This window comes from Stenotrophomonas sp. AR029 (genome assembly GCF_047520695.2).
Lineage (GTDB): Bacteria > Pseudomonadota > Gammaproteobacteria > Xanthomonadales > Xanthomonadaceae > Stenotrophomonas > Stenotrophomonas sepilia.
In genome coordinates this window covers 60,205-83,356 of record NZ_JAXBQQ020000001.1, presented here as the reverse complement: position 1 = coordinate 83,356, position 23,152 = coordinate 60,205, and the positions used below count along the sequence as shown (strand labels likewise).

The window sequence follows — 23,152 nt, the reverse complement described above, 5'->3', positions numbered from 1 at the left end:
TATGGGCGGACGTCGATGAAAGCGACGTCAGCCCATCACGGCATCAGCCGTTGGCCTTGAGCTTGGCCAGGCGCAGCCAGGTATCAACCACGGTGTCCGGGTTCAGCGACACCGACTCGATGCCTTCCTGCATCAGCCATTCGGCCAGATCCGGGTGATCGGACGGGCCCTGGCCGCAGATGCCAACGTACTTGCCCTTGGCACGTGCCGACTTGATCGCCATCGACAGCAGTTTTTTCACCGCCGGGTTACGTTCGTCGAACAGGTGCGCGACGATCGACGAGTCGCGGTCCAGGCCCAGGCTCAGCTGGGTCAGGTCGTTGGAGCCGATCGAGAAGCCGTCGAAGATTTCCAGGAATTCATCGGCGAGCAGTGCGTTGGACGGCACTTCGCACATCATGATGATCTTCAGGCCGTTCTCGCCCTGCTTCAGGCCGTTCTGTTCCAGCACCTCGATGACCTTGCGGCCTTCTTCCAGGGTGCGCACGAACGGAATCATGACCCACAGGTTGTCCAGGCCCATTTCGTTGCGCACGCGCAGCACGGCCTTACACTCCAGCGCGAAGGCGGCCGAGAAGCTCGGATCGACGTAACGGCTGGCGCCGCGGAAGCCGATCATCGGGTTCTCTTCGTGCGGCTCGTAGTTGCTGCCGCCGATCAGGTTGGCGTACTCGTTGGACTTGAAGTCCGACAGGCGCACGATCACGGCGTTCGGGGCGACCGAGGCGGTGAGGGTGGCGATGCCTTCGGCCAGGCGGTCGACGTAGAAGCTGACCGGATCACCGTAGCCGGCGATCTTCTCGTCGATCTTCTTCTTGGTCGCCGCATCCTGGCGGTCGTATTCCAGCAGCGCATTCGGATGGATGCCGATGTGGCTGGCGATGATCATTTCCAGGCGGGCCAGGCCGATGCCGGCGTTCGGCAGCTGGCCGAAGTCGAAGGCACGTTCCGGGTTGGCCACGTTCATCATGATCTTCAGCGGCGCCGGCGGCATGTTGCCCAGATCGGTGGTGGTGCGTTCAAAGCCGAGCTTGCCTTCGTAGATGAAGCCGGTATCGCCTTCAGCGCAGCTGACGGTGACCAGCTGGCCATCTTCGATGACCTGGGTCGCGTTGCCCGAACCAACCACGGCCGGCACGCCCAGCTCGCGCGCGATGATCGCGGCGTGGCAGGTGCGGCCACCGCGGTTGGTGACGATGGCCGAGGCGCGCTTCATCACCGGTTCCCAATCGGGATCGGTCATGTCGGCGATCAGCACGTCGCCCGGCTGCACGCGGTTCATGTCGTCCAGCGTCTTCACCACGCGGGCTACGCCCGAACCAATCTTGGCGCCGACGGCACGGCCCTCGGCCAGCACCTTGCCGCCCTTCTCGGTCAGCGCGAAGCGCTCGATCTGGGTGGCGTGGCTGCGCGACTTCACCGTTTCCGGGCGCGCCTGCACGATGAACAGCTTGCCGCTGACACCGTCCTTGGCCCACTCGATGTCCATCGGGCGGCCGTAGTGCTTTTCGATGACCAGCGCCTGCTTGGCCAGTTCCTGCACGTCCTCGTCGCTGATCGAGAAGGTGGTGCGCAGTTCGGCCGGCGTGTCTTCGATACGGACGCGCTCACCGGGGACATCCGAATACACCATGCGGATCGCCTTGCTGCCGAGCGAGCGGCGCAGGATCGCCGGCTTGCCGGCCTGCAGGGTGGGCTTGTAGACGTAGTATTCGTCCGGATTGACCGCGCCCTGCACGACCATCTCGCCCAGGCCGAACGAGGAGGTGACGAACACCACGTCGCGGAAGCCGGACTCGGTGTCCAGGGTGAACAGCACGCCGGAGGAACCGACGCCCGAACGCACCATCAGCTGCACGCCGGCGGACAGGAACACGTCCTCATGCTTGAAGCCGTGGTGCACGCGGTAGGCGATGGCGCGGTCGTTGTACAGCGAGGCGAACACTTCCTTGACCTTGTGCACGACGTCGTCGGCACCGGTCACGTTGAGGAAGGTTTCCTGCTGGCCGGCGAAGGACGCATCCGGCAGATCCTCGGCAGTGGCAGACGAACGCACGGCCACGGCCACGTCGCCGCCGCCATTCTCGGCGCTCAGCTTGGCGTAGGCGGTGCGGATGTCCTGGTCCAGCTGCGGCTGCAGCGGGGCGTCGATTACCCAGCCGCGGATTTCCTTGCCGGCGGCGGTCAGCGCGTTGACGTCCTCGACGTCCAGCGTGGCCAGCCTGTCGAAGATGCGCTTGGACAGGTCGTTGTGCGCGATGAAGTCCTTGAAGGCTTCAGCGGTGGTGGCATAACCGCCCGGCACCGAAACGCCCAGACCGGCCAGGTTGCCGATCATCTCGCCCAGGGACGAATTCTTGCCGCCTACGCGGGCCAGATCGGCCAGACGCAGTTCGTGCAACCACAGGATGTTCTCGTTCAAGCGCGATGCTCCGTTTGGCCATCGCCCGAGGCGGGCTGAGTGGCCGCGTCCGTAGGAAGAAGCCGATATGATGCCGGGCAGAGCACCGTCGGCACAAGCTTGTGCTGGCGGCCTTTTTAAGCTTCGTAGGGGGTAAAAGCGCGCATGTCGACCATCCGTCCGGTGTTCTACGTTTCCGATGGAACCGGTATCACCGCTGAAACCATTGGGCATAGCCTGCTGACCCAGTTCTCCGGGTTCAGCTTCATTACCGATCGGATGTCGTTTGTCGATGACCCTGAAAAAGCGCGTGAAGCCTGCGCCCGGATCCAGGCGGCGGGGGAGCGGTACCAGGTCCGGCCGATCGTGGTGAACTCCTGCGTGGACCAGAGCCTGAGTCTGATCCTGGCCGACAGCGGTGCCCTGATGCTGGATGTGTTCGCGCCGTTCATCGAGCCACTGGAGCGCGAACTGGCCAGCCCTCGCCTGGCCCGGGTCGGCCAGGCCCACGGCATGGTCGATTTCGACACGTACCACCGCCGCATCAACGCGATGAACTTCGCCCTGACCCATGACGACGGCATCGCAGTGAACTATGACGATGCCGACGTGATCCTGGTGGCGGTGTCGCGCGCCGGCAAGACGCCCACCTGCATCTACCTGGCTCTGCATTACGGAGTGCGCGCGGCCAACTACCCGCTGACCGACGAGGACCTGGAAAGCGACCGCCTGCCGCCGCGCCTGCGCAACTACCGGCGCAAGCTGTTCGGGTTGACCATCGATCCGGACCGCCTGCAGCAGATCCGCCAGGAGCGCCGTCCGAACTCGCGCTACGCGAACCTGGACACCTGCAAGCGGGAGGTGGCCGCGGCCGAGACCATGTTCCGCATGGAGCGGATCCCGACCCTGAGCACCACCCACACCTCGATCGAGGAGATTTCCAGCAAGGTGCTGGCCACATTGGGGCTGCAGCGCGAGCTGTATTGATCCTTTCCGGCGCGCCTGGCTGCGCCCGTAGAGCCGAGCCCACGCTCGGCTGGGCCACCGGGTTCTGGCCGAAGCGCAGCCGAGCGTGGGCTCGGCCCTGCAGGGGGATCGTCGTCGTCGGGTTGGCTGTGGCTTGAGGCGCCCCCACGTTGAAGCACCAACGTGTAGGATCGACCCATGGCCCGAGCCTTGCCCCGTACCGAACGCATTCCCCGCCTGAGCCGGCTGAGCTGGCTGATGGGCCTGTACGCGGAGAACTACCGCCATCTGGTGCGCCTGTTCGAACCGGCGGGACTGGCGGCGGGCAGCTACATTTCCTCGATCGGCGACGGCCTGGATGTCCGCCTGGACGTGATCGAGTGCCACCGCTATACGGTGGAACTGCGGCTGACCTACGACATTGCCGACCCGGTCACCGGCGAGCCGGATCCCTCGGCCTATGTTCGCCTGTACCGTGACGCGCGCCAGGCCGAGACCACCCATTGCTACGTCGGCCGCCGCTGGCAGGACACCATGGGCCTGTACCCGCCGCCGGCGGAGTTGATCAGTCATCGCATGCGGATGAACACCTTCCTCGGCAAGTGGCTGGAATACCTGGCCGAGCGCGGCCACGGCGTCGCAACGCTGCGCCGTGACCCCGATGGCGCCGGCGCGCCTGCCGAGCGCCGCCTGTCGCTCGTGCGCTGATCGGCCATAATCCAGGGCTGACCTGCCGCTGGATGCCGCCCCATGCCGTACACCCCGATCGTCGCCACTCTGGGCTATGTGCTGTCGCCCGATCGTCGCCAGGTGCTGATGATCCATCGCAATACGCGCCCCGGTGACCATCACCTCGGCAAGTACAACGGCCTGGGTGGCAAGATCGAAGCGGACGAGGACGTGGCGGCCAGCATGCGCCGCGAGATTGCCGAGGAAGCCGGCATCGACTGCACCGGCATGCGCCTGCGCGGCACTCTCAGCTGGCCCGGTTTCGGCAAGCACGGCGAAGACTGGCTGGGCTTCGTGTTCGTCATCGACAGCTTCGAAGGTACCCCGCACGGCGGCAACCACGAAGGCACGCTGGAGTGGGTAGATCTGGACAAGCTGGACACGCTGCCGATGTGGGAAGGCGACCGCAACTTCCTGCCGCTGGTGTTCGACGCCGACCCGCGCCCGTTCCACGGCGTGATGCCGTACAAGGACGGGCGCATGGTCAGTTGGTCCTACAGCCGGCTGTGACCCGGTGAATCGGGGAGGTGCCAACCATTCCGGGGAGTGCCAATCTGGGTTGGCACGCTCTTTTGGTCGATTAATGCCCGGGCAATATTGACAGCCATAAATTACCCGGGCAATATTCGCGCATCACCTCTGATGCCATTGCCATGCCTGCGTCCCGACTCCCTCCCTTCAGTTGTTTCGACGGCCATCGCCTCGTTGCCTGCGGCAGCCCGGAAGTGGCGGCACTGGCGCTCAAGCGGCTGCGCGCCGACAACGCTGCCGGACCATTGCTGGTGTTCGACAACGCCACCGGTCGCACCCGCGATTTCGATACGCGCGGCAGTGACGAGGAACTGCTGGCGCGGGTAACCGAAGCGTTTCCCCCCTCTGACGAGGCGGATGCCGAAATCACTGCCGAAGACGCTGCGACCCCGCGTGGCCGTGGCCGCCCCAAGCTGGGCGTGGTCGCCCGTGAAGTGACCTTGCTGCCGCGCCATTGGGCCTGGCTGGCCGAGCAGCCGGGCGGCGCCTCGGTGGCATTGCGAAAACTGGTGGAGACGGCCAGCCGCGCCGGTGCGGACAAGGACCGCCGGCGTCGCGATGCCGAACGCGCCTATCACTTCCTGCAGACCATCGTCGGCGACCTGCCGGGCTTCGAGGAGGCCATCCGCGTGCTGTTCGCGCACGACCGTGCGGGCCTGGAAGCGGTGCTGCATTCCTGGCCCAGGGATGTGCGCGACCACGCCCTGCGTCTGGCGTTCGACAGCGCTGACGGCTGATCCATCGCGCCGTCGTTGAACGGCGGCGCCACCTGATCGCGGGCCACGGCCCGGTCCCCTGTGCTTGCTTTGCTGGTGGAAACGCCGGGCAGGGCAGCGCCTTGCCCAGAGAACCCCATGAACTCCCCTGTACATCCCACGCCCCTGGTCGCGCCGCCTCTGTGGCGCACCTACCTGGCCCTGCTGCTGCCGATGCTGCTGACCAATGCGCTGCAGCTGGCCGCAGGCACGCTGGACAACATCTACCTCGGCCATCTGCTCGGTACCCAGGCGGTGGCCGTGGCCGCTGCGTTCTTCCCGGTCTTCTTCCTGCTGCTGGCCCTGGTGATGGGCCTGGCGACCGGCGCGATGGTGCTGATCGGGCACGCCTGGGGCGCGGGTCGGCCGCAGCAGGTGCGCGCGGTGGCTGGCAGTGCGGTGGCGCTGATCCTTGTGCTGTCGGTGCTGGTGATGGCTCTGGGGAGCGGTTTCGCACCACAGCTTCTGATGTCACTGGGTACACCGGCACCGATCCTCGGTGAGTCCATCGTCTACGCGCGCGTGCTGCTGCTGGCGGCGCCGGCGTTCTTCCTCCTGTGGCTGGCCACTGCCGTGAGCCGCGCAGTAGGCGATGCGAAGACGCCGCTGCATGCGCTGCTGCTGGCCACGGCGGTCGGCCTGCTGTGCACGCCGCTGCTGATTCTGGGCTGGGCCGGCCTGCCGCGGCTGGGATCGGCCAGTGCGGCGGTGTCGGCGGCGTTTGCCTCGCTGTTGGCCCTGGGCTGGCTGTTGTTGCGTTGGCATCGGGCAGGACATCCCCTGGCACCGGGCCCTGAGTTGTTGCATGCCATTCGTTTCGATGGCGCGATCATCCGATCGATGCTGCGCATCGGCATACCCTCCTCGCTGCAGATGCTCAGCCTGGCCGTCGCCGAAATCGTGTTGCTGGGCTGGATCAACCGTTACGGCTACACCGCTACGGCCGCCTACGGTGCGGTCAACCAGCTGATGAACTGGGTGCAGTTGCCGGCAATGTCGTTGGGGATCACCGCCACCATCCTCGCGGCGCATGCGATGGGCGCCGGGCGTACAGCACGGCTGCCGGCCATCGCCCGGACTGGTGTGCTGGTGGCGCTGGCGACGCTGAGCGTGGTGGTGGTGCTGGTTGTGGCGCTGGCGCGCGGGCTGACCGGGCTGATCCTGGCGGCAGCCGACGTGCGCGAGCTGGCTGCGTTGCAGCTGCGCACTGTGGTGTGGGGCGTGCTGGCGATGGGAATCAGCGCGGTGCTTGTCGGGGTGATGCGCGGCAGCGGCACGGTATGGTTGCCAGCGTTGCTGGGTATGGCAGCGGTGCTGCTGGTGGAACTGCCGCTGGCGATGTGGATGCAGGCGCAGCACGGGCTGGCCGGCGTGTGGTGGGCGTGGCCGCTGGGGTTGCTGGCCATGCTGGTGCTGCAGGTGTTGTGCTTCGCGCGTTGGCGGCGGGTGCAGGCTGGGTAGTTGCCTGCCGCCGTCCGGCACCCCGGAATGGCAGGGGCAGCCGGCCAGCGGCCGGCTCTACCACTTCAGCGCCGCTGCGCCAGCAGCAGGCGGAAGTACAAGCACAGGGTGTTGACCGCCAGTGCGGCGCTGCGGCGGGGCCTTCGCAGCTGCGCGGCCAGGGTGGAAGCATCCGGCATCATCATCGCCCGTCACCAGGAATCGGGCGTGGCGGCGGCGGGCCCGCCGGTGACCATAGCGCCGACCTCGCGGCTTGGGAAGTAGGGAAACCCCGCGTCAGGGTGATGAGGAAATGTCCACCGTCGCAGTCGGTGAGATCTGGTTGTCCACAGGGGGTGTGGATTACGCGTGGGCAACTTTGTGGATAAGCCGCGACAGGCGCCACCCCCCTAGGCTGTCAAGATGGGTGGCGAAAAATTCACCGCCGGTGAGGGCGGGTGAGGGGGCGGTGAAGGGTGGACCCCGTCAGCGCTGTCACCAGCGACGGCGCTCGCGGTAACCTGTGGGCCTTGATGCTCCGTGAGTCCCCATGAAACGTCACTTCTCGATGCTGCGCGAGTTCCAGCTGGCCGACTGGTTCACCCTGGCCAATGCTTTCTGCGGCACCGGTGCGGTATTTGCCGCCATGCGCTTCCTGCAGGACGGCGAGCGTGGCTACCTGCTGTTCGGCATGGCGCTGATCCCGTTGGCCTTCATCTTCGACGCCCTTGATGGGCGCATCGCGCGCTGGCGCAAGTCCAGCTCCACCCTGGGCCGCGAGCTGGACTCGCTGTCCGACGTGATCTCCTTCGGGGTGGCCCCAGCGGCGCTGGCCTATGCCTGCGGCATGCAGGGTGGCTGGGACTGGCTGGTGCTGAGCTACTTCGTCTGCTGCGGCGTCAGCCGCCTGGCACGCTACAACGTCACAGCCGAGGCAATGACCGGCGATGAGGGCAAGGTCACGTATTTCGAGGGCACCCCGATCCCGACCAGCCTGGTGCTGGTGATCGTACTGGCGATCGCCGCGGGCACCGATGCCATCGGCCAGAACATCTGGTTCGGCCAGTGGCAGATCGGACCGTGGCAGCTGCACCCGATGGTGCTGTTGTTCGCCCTGTCCGGGTCGCTGATGATCAGCAAGACCCTGCGTATCCCCAAGCCATGAGCCAGCCCTGCGGAGGCCTGCGATGACCAGCTCGGCCCACGATGCCGGCAGTAGCGATTTCGAGACGCTGGCCCGGCAGTACTTCGGCGCCTGGGGTGATGCTCTGCGCCATGCGGGCGCGCCCGCTGCACCTGCCGGTGACGACCCCGGCAGCTGGCAACGGTTGTTTGACTGGTGGGGCCAATTGCTGCCCGAACAGGCGCCCGGCGCGCCGGAAGATGCCGTGCGCCGGTTCCGCGAACAGGCGGGCAGCTGGTACGGCACCATGCAGGAGGTCGCCGCACGGTTTGCCGGCCGCGACGCCAGCAGTGCCGACGTCGCCCAGGCCTGGCGCGAGGCGGTGCAGGGGCAGGGCGACGGCATGCTGCAATGGATGCTGCAGGGCGCCCGTGGCAGCACCCACGCCGGCGCCGCGGTTCCGGAGTTCGCCGCCTGGCTGCAGCAGTTCCAGCTGCAGGCGGGCCCGTGGCTGCAGAGCCCGGCATTCGGCCCCGGCCGCGAGCACCAGGCGCGTTGGCAGGCCCTGCTGCGTGCGCAGGAGGAATACCAGCAGCATTCGCGCGCCTATGTCGATCAGATCAAGCAGGCACTGGACGAGGCCTTCGCGCTGTTCGAGCAGCGCCTGGCCGAGCACGAGCAGCCCGGCAGCCAGCTGACCAGCGCCCGCGCGATGTTCGACCTGTGGATCGAAGTGGCCGAGGAGGCCTACGCCAAGGTCGCCATGTCCGAACCGTTCCAGCAGGTGTACGCCTCGCTGGGCAACGCGCAGATGCGTCTGCGCGCCGGCCTGCAGCGCGAGGTGGAACAGATGAGTGAACGTATCGGCCTGCCGACCCGCAGCGAGATGGATGCCGCACACCGCCGCATCGCCGAGCTGGAGCGCAGCCTGCGCCGGCTGCAGGCACAAGTGGCGGTGCTGGCTGGAACCGCTGCGGTCGATCCGGTGGCGCAGCCGACGCCGGCGAAGGTGAAGCCAGCCGCCCGCAAGGCCGCGAAGAGGGCCGCGCCGGCAAAGAAGGCGGCTGCCAAAAAGTCCGAATCTCGCACCACCTCACGGGCACGTGACCGATGAAGGGACCGCTGGGCTTCAACGCCGATGACCTGATGCAGGAAACCCTGGCGATGCAGCGCAAGCTGATGGAAGGGCTGAAGCTGCTGCCGCAGGTGGAAGACGTTGACTATGGCGTGACCGCCCGCGAGGAAGTGTGGCGCGACGGCAAGGTGGTGCTCTACCGCTTCGTCGGCGAACAGGCGCCGACCCGGCGCACGCCGCTGCTGATCGTCTACGCGCTGGTCAACCGGCCGTACATGGTCGACCTGCAGGCCGACCGCTCCCTGGTGCAGAAGCTGTTGGCGCTCGGGCAGGACGTGTACGTGCTGGACTGGGGCTACCCGGATCGTTCGGAGCGCTTCCAGACGCTGGAGGACTATCTGCTGCGCTATATCGATGGTGCGGTGGATGCACTGCGCGTGCGCAGTGGCGGCCCGATCGACCTGCTCGGCATCTGCCAGGGCGGTGTGTTCGCGCTGTGCTATGCCGCGCTGCGCCGGGAGAAGCTGGGCAAGCTGATCACCATGGTCACCCCGGTCGATTTCCAGACGGCCGACAACATGCTCTCGCACTGGGCGCGGCAGGTGGACGTGGATCTGCTGGTGGATACGCTGGGCAACATACCGGCTGACCTGATGAATGCCAGCTACCTGATGCTCAAGCCATTCCGCCTGAACGTGCAGAAGTACGTCGGTCTGCTCGATATCCTCGACGACAAGGCGGCGCTGGAGGATTTCCTGCGCATGGAAAAATGGATCTTCGATTCGCCGGACCTGGCGGGCGAGGCGTTCCGTGACTTCATCAAGCAGTTCTACCAGGGCAACGGACTGGTGAACGGTACGGTGCGGATCGGCGAGGAAGCCGTGGATCTGTCGCAGGTGACCTTGCCGGTGCTGAACATCTATGCCGAGCAGGACCATCTGGTACCGCCGGACGCCTCGCGCGCGATGCGTGGGCGCCTGGGCACGGACGACTACACCGAGTCCAGTTTCCGCGGTGGCCACATTGGTATCTATGTGTCCGGCCGCGCCCAGCGCGAAGTGCCGGCCACGATCGATGGCTGGTTGAAGGCGCGTGACCTGTAGAGTCGAGCCATGCTCGATTGACCTGGGGGGGATGATGACGTACCGGATTTCGTTGATTCTTGCGGCACTGCTGGCAGCACAATTTGCCCACGCCGTACCCAGTGCCGATGCACGCCGGGAGATCGCCCAGCTGATTTCCAGCCTGGACGGCTCGCAGTGCCGTTTCCAGCGCAATGGCAGCTGGTACGACGGCGGCGATGCGCGCGCTCATCTGCAGCGCAAGTACGACTACCTGCTGAAGAAGGACATGGTGGACAGCGCCGAGCAGTTCATCGAGCGCGCCGCCAGCCAGAGCAGCATGAGCGGGAAGCCTTACCGCATCCAGTGCCCGGGGCAGCCTGAACAGACCGCGGCCGCCTGGTTCGGTGCGCGCCTGCAGGCGCTGCGTCTCCGCACGCCGTAGACACGGAGGCGGTGTAGAGTCGCGGCGTGCTCGACTGATTCTGCCAGCAAGCCGAGGAGACACCGCCGTGAACACCACGCCCAAGACGCTGTCGCGTTCATTGAACGACCGCATGATTGCCGGCGTGATGGGCGGCATTGCCCATCGCTTCGGCTGGAACCCCACCCTGGTGCGGATCGTGTTCGTGCTGGTATCGATCGGCTCGGCCGCCTTCCCCGGCATTCTGATCTACCTGATCCTGTGGCTGCTGATTCCGAACGAGGCGGATTGAACACCGCCGCTCGATCCTGGCCGCTCTGGCTGCGCGCGCTGCAGATGCTGGGCGCCGCATGGACGCTGCCCAACACACTGATCGGCCTGATCGGCGGCTTGGCCGGCATGCTTGGCGGCGCGACGCTGCGATGGAGCGGGCGGGACTGCGCCGTGGTGTTCGATCACTGGCCGTGGGGGCCGGGCGGTGCGATCACCCTGGGCAACGTGATCCTGCATACCGGCCATGACCTCGGCATCTGCTGCCGGACCTATGCGCATCAGGCGGGGTGGGGCGTGGAGCCGCTGATCCGGCTGGACGACCACGAGCGCGCGCACGTTTACCAGTACATGGTGCTGGGGCCGCTGTACCTGCCGGTGTACCTGCTGTGCGGCGGGGTGAGTGCACGCAATCCGTTCGAACGCGCGGCCGATCATTTCGCCCGGTTCGGGCGTGGTTGGTGGCCGTAGTTTCCAGCCAACGGCGCAGCCCCTCGTGGGTGGTGATGCCTGGTTGTCAAATGCAAAACCCTCGCGCTGGTCGGTCGGGTTGGGTTCACGGCGTCCCCGGCCTACCCACCCTCCCGGCCAGCCCACAGGAAACCGGCTTTCCGCGACCAACCAAACCACCCACGAGGGGCTGCGCCGTTGGCGGGAATCCCCCACCGATTCGTTAGCCGGAAGTTAAAGATCCGTAAGCATTCTGCTGCGATCCCGCAGTCATCTGCATGCAACCGATCGTCATTAGCCTTCGTGACGTTCCAGTCAGGTTCGACGCGGTAAGCTCTCCCTCGATGAGCTCGCAGCATCGCTCATCGAACGCAGTACGCAGTAGCAATTTGGAGGAATACATCACATGGCAATCGTTCTTTATGTCGGTGGTAGCAAGGATGGCGAGAAGGGCGTGGTGCCCTACGGCTTCAGCAAATCCCGCGCCGACACCGCGCTGGGGCCGGAGTTCTACACGGAGCGGTTCATGGAACTGCAGGGTGTCGGCAAGGTCCGCCTGATGGCCCTGGAAGGCATGCGTGACGACATCGTCATGCAGCGCGCCGCCCGCCACTACCGCTGACCGTCGCAACACGCGGCAGGGCGCGCCCACCATCGCGCGCCCGCGCCGGCATCCCAGCCCCGGGCCAGTCCGAGCCCGCTCTTTGCCAGGATGCCGGCGTCCAATCCGGCTTCGCCGCTGAACCTCGCCGCCTGTCAATGCCTTGTCCGGCTCCGTCGTGGGTTGCCAGAATGGGGGCTTCCCGAAACGCGGCACAGACCTGAAGCAATGCACGACGCCAAGAACGCCCAGAGCGCGCTCGCCCAGCAGATCGCCCAGACCATCGCCGACGAAATCGGTGCCCAGTCCGCCCAGGTACGCGCCGCCGTCGGCCTGCTCGACGAAGGCGCCAGCGTTCCGTTCATCGCGCGCTACCGCAAGGAAGTGACCGGTGGCCTGGACGACACCCAGCTGCGCAACCTGGAAACCCGGCTGACCTACCTGCGCGAGCTGGAGGACCGTCGCGCGGCGGTGCTGGCCAGCATCGGCGAGCAGGGCAAGCTCAGTGACGAGCTGCGCAATGACATCCTGGCCGCCGATACCAAGAGCCGGCTGGAAGACCTGTACCTGCCGTACAAGCCCAAGCGCCGCACCCGTGCGCAGATCGCCCGCGAGGCCGGCCTGGAGTCGTTGGCCGATGGCCTGCTGGCCGACCCGACGCAGGACCCGCAGACGTTCGCGGCCACCTTCGTCGACGCCGACAAGGGCGTAGCCGACACCAAGGCCGCGTTGGAAGGCGCGCGCGCGATCCTGATGGAGCGCTGGGGTGAAGACGCCGCGCTGGTCGGTGAACTGCGCACCTGGCTGGGCGAGACCGGGGTGATCCGTGCCCGCGTCGCCGAGGGCAAGGAAACCGAGGGCGCCAAGTACCGCGACTACTTCGAGCATGCCGAGGCGCTGGCGAAGATTCCGTCGCATCGCTTGCTGGCACTGTTCCGTGCGCGCCGCGAGGAGATCCTGTTCCTGGAACTGGACCCGGGCAGCGATGCCGAGGCTGGCCATCAGTACGCCGAAGGACGCGTGGCGCGCAAGGCCGGCATCGCCGACCAGGGCCGCGCCGCCGACCGCTGGCTGCTGGATGCGTGCCGGCTGACCTGGCGCGCCAAGCTGCACACCCATCTGCTGCTGGACCTGTTCAACCAGGCCCGCGAAAAGGCCGAAGCCGAAGCCATCGCGGTGTTCGGCGACAACCTGAAGGACCTGTTGCTGGCGGCACCCGCCGGCCCGAAGACCGTGCTCGGACTGGACCCGGGCATCCGCACCGGCTGCAAGATTGCGGTGGTCGATGCGACAGGCAAGCTGGTCGCCACCGACACCATCTACCCGCACGAGCCGCGTCGCCAGTGGGAGCAGTCGCTGCAGACGATCAAGCAGCTGTGCGCCAAGCACAACGTGGAACTGATCGCGATCGGCAACGGCACTGCCAGCCGCGAAACCGACAAGCTGGCCGGCGAAGCGATCAAGGTCGCTGGCAACCCGAAGCTGCAGAAGGCAGTGGTCAGCGAGGCGGGCGCGTCGGTGTACTCGGCGTCCGAGTTCGCGGCCAGGGAGTTCCCGGAGCTGGACGTGTCGCTACGTGGGGCAGTGTCGATCGCCCGCCGCCTGCAGGACCCGCTGGCCGAACTGGTGAAGATCGAACCCAAGGCGATCGGTGTCGGCCAGTACCAGCACGATGTGGACCAGTACCGCCTGGCGCGCGCGCTGGATGCCCGCGTGGAGGACTGCGTGAACGCGGTGGGCGTGTACGTGAACACCGCTTCGGCTGCACTGTTGTCGCGGGTGTCCGGCCTGTCGGCCACGGTGGCCGAGAACATCGTGCGCCACCGTGATGCGAACGGCCCGTTCAAACGCCGCAAGGACCTGCTGAAGGTCGCGCGCCTGGGCGAGAAGACCTTTGAACAGTGCGCGGGCTTCCTGCGCATTGCCGACGGTGATGAACCGCTGGATGCTTCGGCGGTACACCCGGAAGCCTACCCGGTGGTCGAGCGCATCGTGGCCAGCACCGCGCGCCCGATCAAGGCGCTGATCGGTGATGGCAGCTTCCTGCGCGGCCTGAAGGCCGAGCAGTTCACCGATGCCACCTTCGGCGTGCCGACCGTGCGTGACATTCTCAAGGAACTGGAGAAGCCGGGCCGAGACCCACGCCCCGAGTTCAAGGCGGCACGCTTCGCCGAGGGCGTCGAGGACATCAAGGACCTGCGCGAGGGCATGGTGCTCGAGGGTGTGGTCAGCAACGTGGCGGCCTTCGGTGCCTTCGTCGATATCGGTGTGCACCAGGACGGCCTGATCCACATCTCGGCGCTTTCCGATACGTTCGTGAAGGACCCGCGCGACGTGGTCAAGGCCGGTGATATCGTCAAGGTGAAGGTGCTGGAGGTGGACGTGGCGCGCAAGCGCATCGCCCTGACCCGGCGCCTGGACGATACCCCCGGGCAAGCCACCAGCCGCCCGGGACAGCGTGATGAGCGCGGCCATGGGCAGGGTCCGCGCCGCGATGCAGGCGGCCAGAACCGCGGGCTGAACCGGGGCCAAGGCAATGGCGGCCGTCCCGCCGCGTCCGCGGCCCCGGCCAACAACGCCCTGGCCGAGGCCTTCGCGCGCGCCAAGCGCAGTTGAGGACCGCGTTCCCCGTCACACTTGATTCGTGGCGGGGGACTTGTCGATTTTCCCCGTGATTGCGCACACTTGCGCTTGAGGGGAGGCGTCCGGCCACCCCGCTGTTGCTGGGGAGGGCCATGACGCCAGCACCACCCGTTGCTCGTACCGGCGGTCGCAGCGTTCCGCTGCGGTCGGCGCCTGCCCGTGCCGGCAGGGGACCGGATTGATGCCGGGCCAGGGCACCCACGGCAATGGACTGCTGGAGCGCCGCCTGCAGGAGCTGGCGGAAGAGCGTCGCCGCCTGGCGATGATCATCGACGGTACCGCCGCGGGAACCTGGGAATGGAACGTGCAGACCGGCGAGATGCGGGTCAACGCGCGCTGGGCTGAGATCGTCGGCTACCGCCTGGAAGAGCTGCAACCCATCTGCCAGAAGACGTTCCTGAAGCTGGTCCATCCCGATGACATCGCGCTGTCCGATGCGGCGCTGGATGAGCATTTCGAAGGCCGCAGCGACAACTACGCCTGCCTGCTGCGCATGCGCCACAAGAACGGGCAGTGGATCTGGATCCAGGACCGCGGGCGGGTCTTCGAATGGGATGGGCAGGGCAAGCCGCTGTGGATGGCCGGCGCGCATGCTGACGTCACCGAGCTGCAGCAGGCGAGGCAGGACGCGGCCGAGACCCGGCAACGCCTGCAGGCCGTGGTCGATGCGTCCGATGAGGTAGCGGTGATCGCCACCGATACCGATGGCACCATCACCCTGTTCAACACGGGTGCGGAGCGCCTGCTGGGCTACAGCGCAGCGGAGGTGGTCGGCCAGCGCCGGCTCGATGCGTTCCACGATCCGGAGGAACTGAAAGCCTGGCTGGAGCCGCTGGCCGATGCCGAGGGCAACCTTCCCGACGTGTTCGAAGCGCTCAGTGCTCGCGCTGACGGGCAGACCTACTCGCGGCAGTGGACGTTGCTGCGCAAGGAGGGCCTGCCACGCCAGGTGCGCCTGTCGATCAGCCGCATGGAAGGTGCCGATGGCGCACGCATCGGCTACGTCGGCATGGCCATCGACATCACCGAGATCCTGCAGGCACGGGCTGAGGCGCGGCTGTCGGCGGAGAAGTTCGCCGGTGCATTCACGTCGGCGGCGTTGGGCATGGCGCTGGTGTCGCTGGAGGGGCGTTGGCTGGACGTCAATGATGCGCTGTGCCGGATCCTGGGTTACCCGCGCGAAGAGCTGCTGCAGGTCGACTTCCAGCGCCTGACCCATCCCGATGACCTGCAGACCGACCTGGCCCTGGTGCAGGACCTGCTGGCCGGACGGCGCAGCCATTACCACCTTGAAAAGCGCTATCTCGACCGCGACGGCCGCATCATCTGGGCGCGGCTGTCAGTGTCGCTGGTGCGCAGCGAGCATGGCCAGCCACTGCATTTCGTGTCGCAGATCCAGGACATCACCGCCCAGCGCAGCAGTGAGCAACGCCTGTTCGAGAGCGAACAGCGCAGTCGCATCACCCTGGATGCGGTGGCCGACCTGGTGCTCAGCGTCAACCTTGACGGCCGCATCGACTATGCCAACGCGGCCGCGGTACGCACCCTGGCCGGTGATGGCGCGCTGTCGCTGGCCGGGCACAGGGTGCAGGACGTGCTGGCGCTGACCACCGAGTACGCGCCCGGCTCGGTGCTGGATGTGCAGGTACTCCTGGACCCGGAAAGCAACGCGGTGGACCTGCATGCCGACCTGCTGCTGCGCCTGGGCACGGCAACGGTGCCGGTGGATCTGACGCGGGCCTGGCTGCGCGATGACGAAGGCCATGTGCGCGGCGCGGTGTGGGTGCTGCGCGACGACACCCAGCAGCGGGCGCGGCAGCGCGAAGCCCGCCACCTGGCCGAGATCGATCCACTCACCGAACTGAGCAACCGCCGCGGTTTCGAGGTGCACCTGCAGCAGGCGATCACCCGCGTCGAGCGCACCGGGCAGGCCGCCTCGCTGATGTACATCGATCTGGACCGCTTCAAGCCGGTCAACGACACCTGGGGCCACCTGGCCGGCGATGCCGTGCTGTGGGCGGTGGCCAGTGTGCTGCGACATGGTGTGCGTGATTCGGACGTGGTGGCGCGGCTGGGCGGCGACGAGTTCGCGGTGATCCTGTCCGGGTGTACGCCGCGTCGTGCCGCACGGATCGGCGGTGAGCTCCTGCAGACCCTGTCAGCGCTGTCCATTCCATGGGATCAGCACCGGCTGCGGGTCGGTGCCAGCATCGGCATCGCGCCCCTGGCGGGGGGCATGAGCGTGGACCAGGCAGTGGCCGCTGCCGATGCACAGTGCTACCGGGCCAAGGCGCTGGGGCGCAACAACGTGCAGGTGCAGGGCGAGCTGTCGGGGCTTCCAGGCGACGATGCCGATGCCGCCCAGGACTGATCTCAGCCTGTGAGAGGACGCGCGCGAATACTGCGCGCATCTCCACTCAAGCAGGTGAACCCATGAATGCCTGGAACCCGGTTGCGGTGCGCATGTTCATTCCGGCCCTGATCGGCTGGTGCCTGGCGCTGGCCACCTGCCTGCGCGCCGAACAGCTGCGCGGCGACCCGTACGCGCAGGCGTTGTTGCCCGTGCTGCAGCAAGGCGCGGTCGCGCTGCTGGTCCTGAGCCTGGCGTGCACGGTTGCAGCCTGCCTGTTGCTGTGGCGGCATGGCCGCAGCGTCGGCGGGCGTCTCGCTTCCGGCACTACACCCGTGCGGCGTCCATCAGCAGGACCCGGCACGGTGCGCGCTGGAACGCGTTGATCTGAGGCACCAGACGCTGGAAGTGCTCGCTGGCGCAATGGATATCCAGTGCGTCGCGGTCCGGCCATTGCTCGATGAAGACGAAATGCCCGGGGTCCTTCTGGTCGACGAACAGTTCATAGCCGAGGCAGAGCGGCTCTCGCTGCGTGCATGCGACCAGCTCGCGGTACAGGGGAAGCACGGTATCCACGGCATCGGGATGGATGAAATCCTCGGCGATCACTTTCAGCATGTCGGCACCTGCAGACGGGCCTTGCAGGATAGTGCCAGCGCATGGCCGGCACCTATCCTGGTCAACGCAGTACTGCGTCCGTACTGACCAGCTGCACGTCGTGCATCTGATTGAGGTAGGCCTCGTAGTAGCCCTTGTGCGAGGCACCGACGATGGCCAGCATTCGGCTGCCAGGGTGCAGGCCCAGCACGTCGCGGATGTTGGCGACCATGCGCAGGTTGCGGGTTTCCCAGTAACCGACATACATCCGGCCGAACGCCTTGGAGGACGGCTCGACGAGCGTCGCGCCGAAGTCGCTCTGGTACGCTGCCATCGCTGCCGCCGGGCTGTTGTAATCCTGATACAGCGCCATGACGCCACCGGGCTTGTCCAGATTGGCCACGAGGCGTTCATCGGCCTCCCGTCGCGCCCGCAAGTACGTATTGTTCCAGGCACCGGTGATGGCTGCACTGGCCGCCGCCTTATCCTCCGCCGGTGTGGGAGAATCGGCCGTGTGGTCGTCCACGGCCCACAGCCGTTCATGCCCGAGGCGGGCGGCAACGACGGCGGCGATCAGGCTGGTTTCATTGCGGCGGACCAGGCCTTTGCCGAGGATCTCGACCAGGGCCGGCGTCAGCCCATCGCCGGCTTTGCGCTCGGACGCAGGCAGGCGCAGCCATTGCACCTGCGCCGAGCCGCGTTCGCCCGCAGCCAGGAACAATGCGGCGAGCCGACGACGCTGGGCGGGCGTCGGCTCGTCCGGCCAGGTCGCAAGCAGGCGCTCGGCCTGGGCGTTCGCTGAAGGCACGTCCAGGCCGGTGGCAGCCTGCGCAGCGGTGGTGTCGAAGCAGTAGGTGGCCACGCTCTCCGCATAGCGTTCCGGGTAGCGACGCATGGAATCGCACTGGAGGCCGGACAGGTCTTCGGTGGCGATCAGCCCGGGCTTCCAGGCGACCAGTCGCTGCAGCAACGGTTCAAGCAAGGCGGGCTGGAAGGACTTGGGCAGGCCGGACAGGTGGGCGGTGCCCAGTACCAGTACCTCGTTCGGTCGCCCTGCAGGCGGCCCCTTCAGCTGGTCCGGCTGGAAGGCGGGCCGATAGGTGGCATCGGCAGCGAGGGCGCCGGTACTGCACAGGCCCAGGATCAGGAAGCTGGCCAAGCGTGGGAACATGCGATCTCCGTGTCAGTGAGCGTCCTGCGGTTCGCTGCATGCTGGCCATTTTCACCTGCCATGGAATCGCCCGTTGGTCATGCAAACCTTTTGGGCTTGAACTGCATCGGCGTGCCGGGCAAGGCTATGCCCAGTGACGGCGGCAACGCGCGATATGTTCCGTGACGACACCCCGTGCCCCGCCGAGCGTGAGCAGAATGTGAAGTACATCGCGATTGTCTACCGCGTCCCTGCAGCCGCATCTGAAGTTGCGACGGACGTCGCGTAATCCGGCTAAAGCCACCGATCGCCTCGCCGATACTCCCTCTGGATCCCGCTCCGGTCACCCGCCGCAGGACCCCAGGCCGTCCCCGATGGGCGGCCCGCGCTGTGTGTTCCGCCGCTCCCAGATGCCGATCGCACCCGCAGCAGACGTTCGTGGCAGTCGCTCGAGAGGTGCCGGTTGGCACCTGTAGTCCCTGGCACCTGAAGTTGCCGCCGGGCATCCCGCCCGTCGGGTCGCAACCGCTTACCGGACACCGAGGATCAGACAATGCTCATTCCAGGCTTCACGGCGGGCGCGCAGGCGCCGGCCGAGCTGCATACCCGTTGGTCGCCGTGGCGTGCCCTGCTGGGCGCGCTGGCTCCCCAGCACCGCACCGGCGCCGAGGCCGTGTCCGATGGCCGTGCCGAGCTGGAAGCCCAGGTCGCGGCGCTGCACCGGGTCCAGGCGGTCATCGAGTTCGCCCTCGATGGCACCATCCTGCAGGCCAATGACAACTTCCTGCAGGCGATGGGCTACCGGCTGGAGGAGATCCAGGGAAAGCATCATTCCCTGTTCGTCGATCCCGAGCAGGCGCGCAGCGCCGAGTACCGCGAGTTCTGGGCGCGGCTGGGGCGTGGCGAATATGACGCTGGCCAGTACCGGCGCTTCGGCAAGGGCCAGCGCGAGATCTGGATCCAGGCCTCGTACAACCCGGTGCTGGACCGGCAGGGGCGGCCTTACAAGGTGGTCAAGTTCGCCACCGACATCACTGCGCAGAAGCTGCAGGCAGCCGACTCGGCCGGGCAGCTGGCGGCGATCGACAAGTCGCAGGCGGTGATCGAGTTCGGCATGGACGGCCGCATCCTTTCGGCCAACGACAACTTCCTGGCCGCCACCGGCTACAGCCTGGACGACGTGCGTGGCCAGCACCACTCGCTGTTCGTCGAGCCCGAGTATCGTGGCAGTGCCGAGTATCGCCAGTTCTGGGAGAAGCTCGGCCGTGGCGAATACGATGCCGGCCAGTACCGGCGCCTCGGCAAGGGCGGGCGCGAGGTCTGGATCCAGGCGTCCTACAACCCGATCCTGGATCTCAACGGAAAGCCGTTCAAGGTGGTCAAGTACGCCACCGACATCACCGCGCAGGTGCATGAGAACCAGGCCATGCAACGTGCCGTGGCGCAGACCCGTGAAGTGGTGGCGGCCGCGAAGGAGGGCGACCTGACCCGGCGCGTGGCCACTGCCGACAAGAACGGGCCGATCGCCGAGCTGTGCGAAGGCGTGAATTCGTTGGTGGAGGCGATGGCCGCGATCATCGCCCAGATCAAGTTCGCCGCCGACACCATCGCCGTCGGTGCCACCGAGATCGCGCAGGGCAACAGCGATCTGTCGCAGCGCACCGAGCAGCAGGCCGCGTCGCTGGAGGAGACCGCGGTGTCGATGAAGGGCCTGGCCGAGACCGTGCAGCGCACCGCGACCAACGCACGGCAGGCCAGTCAGCTGGCCGGTGGTGCTGCTGATGTCGCTGCCCGCGGTGGCAACGTGGTGCACGAAGTGGTCGAGACCATGGTCGTGATCAACGCGTCCTCGCGGCGCATCGTCGACATCATCGGCGTGATCGACGGCATTGCTTTCCAGACCAACATCCTTGCGTTGAACGCGGCGGTGGAAGCAGCGCGTGCGGGCGAACACGGGCGTGGCTTCGCCGTGGTCGCCACCGAGATCCGCGAACTGTCGCAGCGCTCGGCCAGTGCCGCGAAGGAGATCAAGCAGCTGATCGATGCGTCGGTGGCCAATGTCGGCGCCGGTACCGCGCAGGTTGAGAGCGCCGGACGCACCATGGACGAGATCGTGGTCAATGTGCGCCGTGTCAGTGATCTGATGTCCGAGATCAGCACGGCCGCGCAGCAGCAGAGCGACGACATTCAGCAGATGAATCATGCCGTCGATCTGATCGATCAGGGCACCCAGCAGAACGCCGCGCTGGTCGAGGAAGCCTCGGCCGCAGCGCGCAGCATGGAAGAGCAGTCGGCGCAGCTGCTGCAGACGGTGGCCAGCTTCCGGGTGCAGGGCGGGGCCGGGCACCTGCACGGTGGGGCGGTGCTGCGCGCGGTCTAGGCCCGGCGGTCGGAGTGCTGTTCCCCGGCCTTGTTGGGCGGCCTGCTCATGTGCAACCTGCCAGGCTACGCCGATGCTGATGGTCACATGGGCCTCAGCGGCGGGCAGCGCGGTGGCTTCCACGGCGGCGCGCAGGCGCTCGCAGGGCGGCGATGAATTCCTCGCCGCCGTCGCGGGCCAGCAGGTCATCACCGCGTTGCGGGCAGCCGTCGAGGATCGCGGCAGCCGCCTGCAGGTTGTTGGCGTCCCAGCGCCCGGCGCTGATCGGATGCGTCAGGCAGATGGCGGGCGATCTGCAGCGCCATCGCCCGTTCGGAAACGTCGCCCCAGCTGGTGTGCTCGATCACGCCTGGCAGCGAGAAGTAGTGGGACCGGGCGACGGCGTCGGACGCCCGCAGGAGGGGCAGCGCGCGGGCAGGGCATGCTGGGGCATGCTTGCCAGTGTCGGGCGCTCGGACCCGGGAAATGCAAAAAGCCAGGTCATGGACCTGGCCTTTGATGCAGTGGTGCCGGTGAAAGGACTCGAACCTTCATGGGGTCACCCCCGGCTGATTTTGAGTCAGCTGCGTATACCATTCCGCCACACCGGCAGGCAGCGTGCGAGTGTAACCGAGGTCGGCAGGCGATGCATAGTAGGAGGGCCTATGAGGGCGGTTCCTGTCGGCATTGGCCCCTTGATAGCTATACTCCCAGCGTGCAATTGCCTCCAGGAGCGGTAGCCGATGACAGTGTTGCAGGACCTGAGGGTGCTGGTGGTCGAGAACGACGAAATGAGTGCGGCCCTGCTGCAGATGCAGTTGGTGCATGCCGGCGCGACTGTGGTCGGGCTTGCAGCGAGCGTGTCCGAAGCCCTGCAGCTGCTGGAGCAGAGCACCCCGGACGTGGCCCTGCTGGACTACCGGCTGGCCCGCAACGAGACCAGTGAACCGGTGGCTGCAGCGCTTTCGGCACGTGGCATTCCGTTCGTGCTGGCCACCGGAACGCTGGCCGAGCAGCTGCCAACACCGATGTTGGCCGGCCTGTTGCTGGTCAAGCCCTACCTGTCGGCCGATCTGTCACGCGCGCTGGCGCGTGCGGTGGGTCGCTCCAGCGTCAAGGCCTGAGCCGTCCGCCACGGACCTGCAGGGGATACTGCCGGGGGGTGAATGCTCGCGTCTGCGATGTTCGGCGGCAACCCCTGATCCAGGAACCCCGCCCAGGCGGGGTTTTTCAATTGCGTCCGGCGCTCAGCCCGCTTCCTTGTACACGTAACGGATCTCCTCGCGGTCGTCGAGGATGCGGTACTGGCGCGCCAGGTCATCCGGTTCGGGGTTGAGCCAGGCGTCGAGGTGTTCCTTGCGGATCGGCACTACGCCGCGGTCATGCCCGGCAGCGGCGACGTCGCTGGGCGGTGCGTCGGTGATCGTGGCAAACGACAGCAGGCGGCCTTCCGGTCCTTCCCATTCTGCCCAGAGGCAGGCCAGCAGCAGGTCGCGCGGCGGATCGGGACGGAATTCGAGTACCACGTCCTGTTCCTTTTCGTCGGCACCGAGGGTGCGGCCGGCGATGGCGTGGCGGGGCACGTGCTCGTAGAACGCCTGTACCACCACCACGCCATGGCGCAGTCCGAACGCACCCCGCCAGTAACCTTCCAGGCTGTCGCGCCGCGCATTGTAGGTGCCGGGGTAAAGCACGTCGTTGCGCGCCGGCTTGTCCGGCAGCCGGCACTGGTAGCGCATCGGCCTGATCACGCGCTGGCCGTTCTCGCTGACCATCACCGGTGCGTAGGTGCCGGGGAAAATGCGGTTGTCACGCGGCAGCAGCTGCACCCGATGCAGGTCTTCCAGCCGGGCCTGTGCGCGCTCGATGCGGTTGCCGGCCACGCGCAGGTCGTTGCGCGCCTTCTGCGTGGGCCGGGTGGCCAGCGTGGCATGGGCAATATCGCGTCGTTCGCGTTGCCGGGCCAGTTCGGCCTCCAGTGCCTGTTGCTCCTGCGCATGCCATTGCTGGATCTTCGCCACGATGTCCCGCCCCTGTTCGGTACGCGCACCGGCGAATCCGTCATCCATCGCCTTCGGGGTCTTCGGCCGCTTCTTGCCCGGATCGTGTGCGTACAGCTCGGCGAAGTCCTCCAGCGACAGGATGGCGCCGAACTCGCGTACCAGCTTGGCGTAGTCAGCGCGGATCAGGGCGGAATAGCACATGGGACTCTTTGGGCCTGGGTCGC

At 66.9% G+C, this 23,152-nt stretch carries 21 protein-coding genes and 1 tRNA gene; 17 read left to right on the top strand and 5 right to left on the bottom strand.

From position 1 onward, the window contains the following. Positions 1 to 43: 43 nt before the first annotated feature. On the bottom strand, positions 44 to 2,422 hold the full coding sequence (gene ppsA / locus ACM0PB_RS00410) for a phosphoenolpyruvate synthase (protein WP_053499806.1): 2,379 nt from the start codon (positions 2,420 to 2,422) through the stop codon (positions 44 to 46). A gap of 144 nt (positions 2,423 to 2,566) precedes the next feature. Between ppsA and ppsR the strand changes: the two genes are divergently transcribed. The 15 genes from ppsR to ACM0PB_RS00335 all read left to right on the top strand — a co-directional run bounded on the left by ppsR (position 2,567) and on the right by ACM0PB_RS00335 (position 17,205). Continuing rightward, the gene (gene ppsR, locus ACM0PB_RS00405; RefSeq protein WP_005417170.1) at positions 2,567 to 3,388 is read left to right on the top strand and encodes a posphoenolpyruvate synthetase regulatory kinase/phosphorylase PpsR; all 822 of its coding nucleotides are present in this window, start codon (positions 2,567 to 2,569) and stop codon (positions 3,386 to 3,388) included. Positions 3,389 to 3,565: 177 nt separating this feature from the next. After that, complete coding sequence (locus tag ACM0PB_RS00400) at positions 3,566 to 4,075, top strand: DUF1249 domain-containing protein (protein WP_032954273.1); 510 nt, start codon at positions 3,566 to 3,568, stop codon at positions 4,073 to 4,075. A gap of 42 nt (positions 4,076 to 4,117) precedes the next feature. Further along, entirely contained in the window at positions 4,118 to 4,606 is a 489-nt protein-coding gene (locus tag ACM0PB_RS00395; RefSeq protein WP_005417168.1) for an NUDIX hydrolase, read from the top strand. 143 nt (positions 4,607 to 4,749) lie between these two features. Continuing rightward, positions 4,750 to 5,364: a DUF2239 family protein gene (locus ACM0PB_RS00390; RefSeq protein ID WP_065185766.1), complete on the top strand. Its 615-nt coding sequence runs from the start codon at positions 4,750 to 4,752 to the stop codon at positions 5,362 to 5,364. 117 nt (positions 5,365 to 5,481) lie between these two features. Next, a complete protein-coding gene (locus ACM0PB_RS00385) occupies positions 5,482 to 6,843 on the top strand; it encodes an MATE family efflux transporter (RefSeq protein WP_065178522.1) in 1,362 nt (453 codons plus the stop codon). A gap of 529 nt (positions 6,844 to 7,372) precedes the next feature. Then, on the top strand, positions 7,373 to 7,987 hold the full coding sequence (locus ACM0PB_RS00380) for a CDP-alcohol phosphatidyltransferase family protein (RefSeq protein WP_019660264.1): 615 nt from the start codon (positions 7,373 to 7,375) through the stop codon (positions 7,985 to 7,987). 22 nt (positions 7,988 to 8,009) lie between these two features. Next, positions 8,010 to 9,059 (top strand): class III poly(R)-hydroxyalkanoic acid synthase subunit PhaE, encoded by a 1,050-nt coding sequence (gene phaE, locus ACM0PB_RS00375; protein WP_065178521.1) that lies wholly within the window; start codon positions 8,010 to 8,012, stop codon positions 9,057 to 9,059. Then, on the top strand, positions 9,056 to 10,123 hold the full coding sequence (phaC, locus tag ACM0PB_RS00370) for a class III poly(R)-hydroxyalkanoic acid synthase subunit PhaC (RefSeq protein ID WP_005417157.1): 1,068 nt from the start codon (positions 9,056 to 9,058) through the stop codon (positions 10,121 to 10,123). The genes phaE and phaC overlap by 4 nt, the downstream gene beginning before the upstream one ends. A gap of 34 nt (positions 10,124 to 10,157) precedes the next feature. Beyond that, positions 10,158 to 10,526, top strand: a complete 369-nt coding sequence (locus ACM0PB_RS00365; protein WP_065178532.1) for a YfeK family protein — start codon at positions 10,158 to 10,160, stop codon at positions 10,524 to 10,526. A gap of 112 nt (positions 10,527 to 10,638) precedes the next feature. Further along, positions 10,639 to 10,797, top strand: coding sequence for a PspC domain-containing protein (locus tag ACM0PB_RS00360; RefSeq protein WP_194430536.1), 159 nt, complete (start codon positions 10,639 to 10,641; stop codon positions 10,795 to 10,797). Positions 10,798 to 10,841: 44 nt separating this feature from the next. After that, a complete protein-coding gene (locus ACM0PB_RS00355; RefSeq protein WP_088123871.1) occupies positions 10,842 to 11,246 on the top strand; it encodes a hypothetical protein in 405 nt (134 codons plus the stop codon). Positions 11,247 to 11,631: 385 nt separating this feature from the next. After that, complete coding sequence (locus ACM0PB_RS00350; RefSeq protein WP_005417149.1) at positions 11,632 to 11,847, top strand: hypothetical protein; 216 nt, start codon at positions 11,632 to 11,634, stop codon at positions 11,845 to 11,847. Positions 11,848 to 12,054: 207 nt separating this feature from the next. Then, a complete protein-coding gene (locus ACM0PB_RS00345) occupies positions 12,055 to 14,442 on the top strand; it encodes a Tex family protein (protein ID WP_414604899.1) in 2,388 nt (795 codons plus the stop codon). Positions 14,443 to 14,650: 208 nt separating this feature from the next. After that, positions 14,651 to 16,840: a PAS domain S-box protein gene (locus ACM0PB_RS00340; RefSeq protein ID WP_065178518.1), complete on the top strand. Its 2,190-nt coding sequence runs from the start codon at positions 14,651 to 14,653 to the stop codon at positions 16,838 to 16,840. Between the two features lie 62 nt (positions 16,841 to 16,902). Next, complete coding sequence (locus ACM0PB_RS00335) at positions 16,903 to 17,205, top strand: hypothetical protein (protein ID WP_032954271.1); 303 nt, start codon at positions 16,903 to 16,905, stop codon at positions 17,203 to 17,205. On the opposite strand, the gene ACM0PB_RS00330 is transcribed toward ACM0PB_RS00335, so the two are convergent. Continuing rightward, a complete protein-coding gene (locus ACM0PB_RS00330; protein ID WP_065185761.1) occupies positions 17,147 to 17,437 on the bottom strand; it encodes a putative quinol monooxygenase in 291 nt (96 codons plus the stop codon). The two genes, ACM0PB_RS00335 and ACM0PB_RS00330, sit on opposite strands and share 59 nt — an antisense overlap. Before the next feature lie 61 nt (positions 17,438 to 17,498). After that, positions 17,499 to 18,587: a DUF5694 domain-containing protein gene (locus ACM0PB_RS00325; protein ID WP_065185760.1), complete on the bottom strand. Its 1,089-nt coding sequence runs from the start codon at positions 18,585 to 18,587 to the stop codon at positions 17,499 to 17,501. A gap of 532 nt (positions 18,588 to 19,119) precedes the next feature. Here ACM0PB_RS00325 and ACM0PB_RS00320 point away from each other — a divergent pair. Further along, positions 19,120 to 20,946 (top strand): methyl-accepting chemotaxis protein, encoded by a 1,827-nt coding sequence (locus ACM0PB_RS00320; RefSeq protein WP_279946192.1) that lies wholly within the window; start codon positions 19,120 to 19,122, stop codon positions 20,944 to 20,946. Positions 20,947 to 21,450: 504 nt separating this feature from the next. Here the strand turns inward: ACM0PB_RS00320 and ACM0PB_RS00315 are convergent. Continuing rightward, positions 21,451 to 21,536: transfer RNA gene (locus ACM0PB_RS00315), tRNA-Leu, on the bottom strand. A gap of 132 nt (positions 21,537 to 21,668) precedes the next feature. Here ACM0PB_RS00315 and ACM0PB_RS00310 point away from each other — a divergent pair. Beyond that, entirely contained in the window at positions 21,669 to 22,049 is a 381-nt protein-coding gene (locus ACM0PB_RS00310; protein WP_005417125.1) for a response regulator, read from the top strand. Between the two features lie 123 nt (positions 22,050 to 22,172). Here ACM0PB_RS00310 and ACM0PB_RS00305 read toward each other — a convergent pair whose 3' ends face one another. After that, positions 22,173 to 23,129 (bottom strand): SOS response-associated peptidase family protein, encoded by a 957-nt coding sequence (locus ACM0PB_RS00305; RefSeq protein WP_065178515.1) that lies wholly within the window; start codon positions 23,127 to 23,129, stop codon positions 22,173 to 22,175. Between the last annotated feature and the right edge of the window lie 23 nt (positions 23,130 to 23,152).

What these genes read in the sequence shown, in the direction of transcription:
- ACM0PB_RS00400 (WP_032954273.1), top strand. Translation starts at nt 3,566, where the DNA reads ATGGCCCGAGCCTTGCCCCGTACCGAACGCATTCCCCGCCTGAGCCGG.
- phaE (WP_065178521.1), top strand. Translation starts at nt 8,010, where the DNA reads ATGACCAGCTCGGCCCACGATGCCGGCAGTAGCGATTTCGAGACGCTG.
- ACM0PB_RS00325 (WP_065185760.1), bottom strand. Translation starts at nt 18,587, where the DNA reads ATGTTCCCACGCTTGGCCAGCTTCCTGATCCTGGGCCTGTGCAGTACC.
- ACM0PB_RS00355 (WP_088123871.1), top strand. Translation starts at nt 10,842, where the DNA reads ATGCTGGGCGCCGCATGGACGCTGCCCAACACACTGATCGGCCTGATC.
- ACM0PB_RS00320 (WP_279946192.1), top strand. Translation starts at nt 19,120, where the DNA reads ATGCTCATTCCAGGCTTCACGGCGGGCGCGCAGGCGCCGGCCGAGCTG.
- ACM0PB_RS00360 (WP_194430536.1), top strand. Translation starts at nt 10,639, where the DNA reads ATGATTGCCGGCGTGATGGGCGGCATTGCCCATCGCTTCGGCTGGAAC.
- ACM0PB_RS00345 (WP_414604899.1), top strand. Translation starts at nt 12,055, where the DNA reads ATGCACGACGCCAAGAACGCCCAGAGCGCGCTCGCCCAGCAGATCGCC.
- ACM0PB_RS00390 (WP_065185766.1), top strand. Translation starts at nt 4,750, where the DNA reads ATGCCTGCGTCCCGACTCCCTCCCTTCAGTTGTTTCGACGGCCATCGC.
- ACM0PB_RS00385 (WP_065178522.1), top strand. Translation starts at nt 5,482, where the DNA reads ATGAACTCCCCTGTACATCCCACGCCCCTGGTCGCGCCGCCTCTGTGG.
- ACM0PB_RS00350 (WP_005417149.1), top strand. Translation starts at nt 11,632, where the DNA reads ATGGCAATCGTTCTTTATGTCGGTGGTAGCAAGGATGGCGAGAAGGGC.
- phaC (WP_005417157.1), top strand. Translation starts at nt 9,056, where the DNA reads ATGAAGGGACCGCTGGGCTTCAACGCCGATGACCTGATGCAGGAAACC.
- ppsR (WP_005417170.1), top strand. Translation starts at nt 2,567, where the DNA reads ATGTCGACCATCCGTCCGGTGTTCTACGTTTCCGATGGAACCGGTATC.
- ACM0PB_RS00330 (WP_065185761.1), bottom strand. Translation starts at nt 17,437, where the DNA reads ATGCTGAAAGTGATCGCCGAGGATTTCATCCATCCCGATGCCGTGGAT.
- ACM0PB_RS00310 (WP_005417125.1), top strand. Translation starts at nt 21,669, where the DNA reads ATGACAGTGTTGCAGGACCTGAGGGTGCTGGTGGTCGAGAACGACGAA.
- ACM0PB_RS00365 (WP_065178532.1), top strand. Translation starts at nt 10,158, where the DNA reads ATGACGTACCGGATTTCGTTGATTCTTGCGGCACTGCTGGCAGCACAA.
- ACM0PB_RS00380 (WP_019660264.1), top strand. Translation starts at nt 7,373, where the DNA reads ATGAAACGTCACTTCTCGATGCTGCGCGAGTTCCAGCTGGCCGACTGG.
- ACM0PB_RS00340 (WP_065178518.1), top strand. Translation starts at nt 14,651, where the DNA reads ATGCCGGGCCAGGGCACCCACGGCAATGGACTGCTGGAGCGCCGCCTG.
- ACM0PB_RS00395 (WP_005417168.1), top strand. Translation starts at nt 4,118, where the DNA reads ATGCCGTACACCCCGATCGTCGCCACTCTGGGCTATGTGCTGTCGCCC.
- ACM0PB_RS00305 (WP_065178515.1), bottom strand. Translation starts at nt 23,129, where the DNA reads ATGTGCTATTCCGCCCTGATCCGCGCTGACTACGCCAAGCTGGTACGC.
- ACM0PB_RS00335 (WP_032954271.1), top strand. Translation starts at nt 16,903, where the DNA reads ATGAATGCCTGGAACCCGGTTGCGGTGCGCATGTTCATTCCGGCCCTG.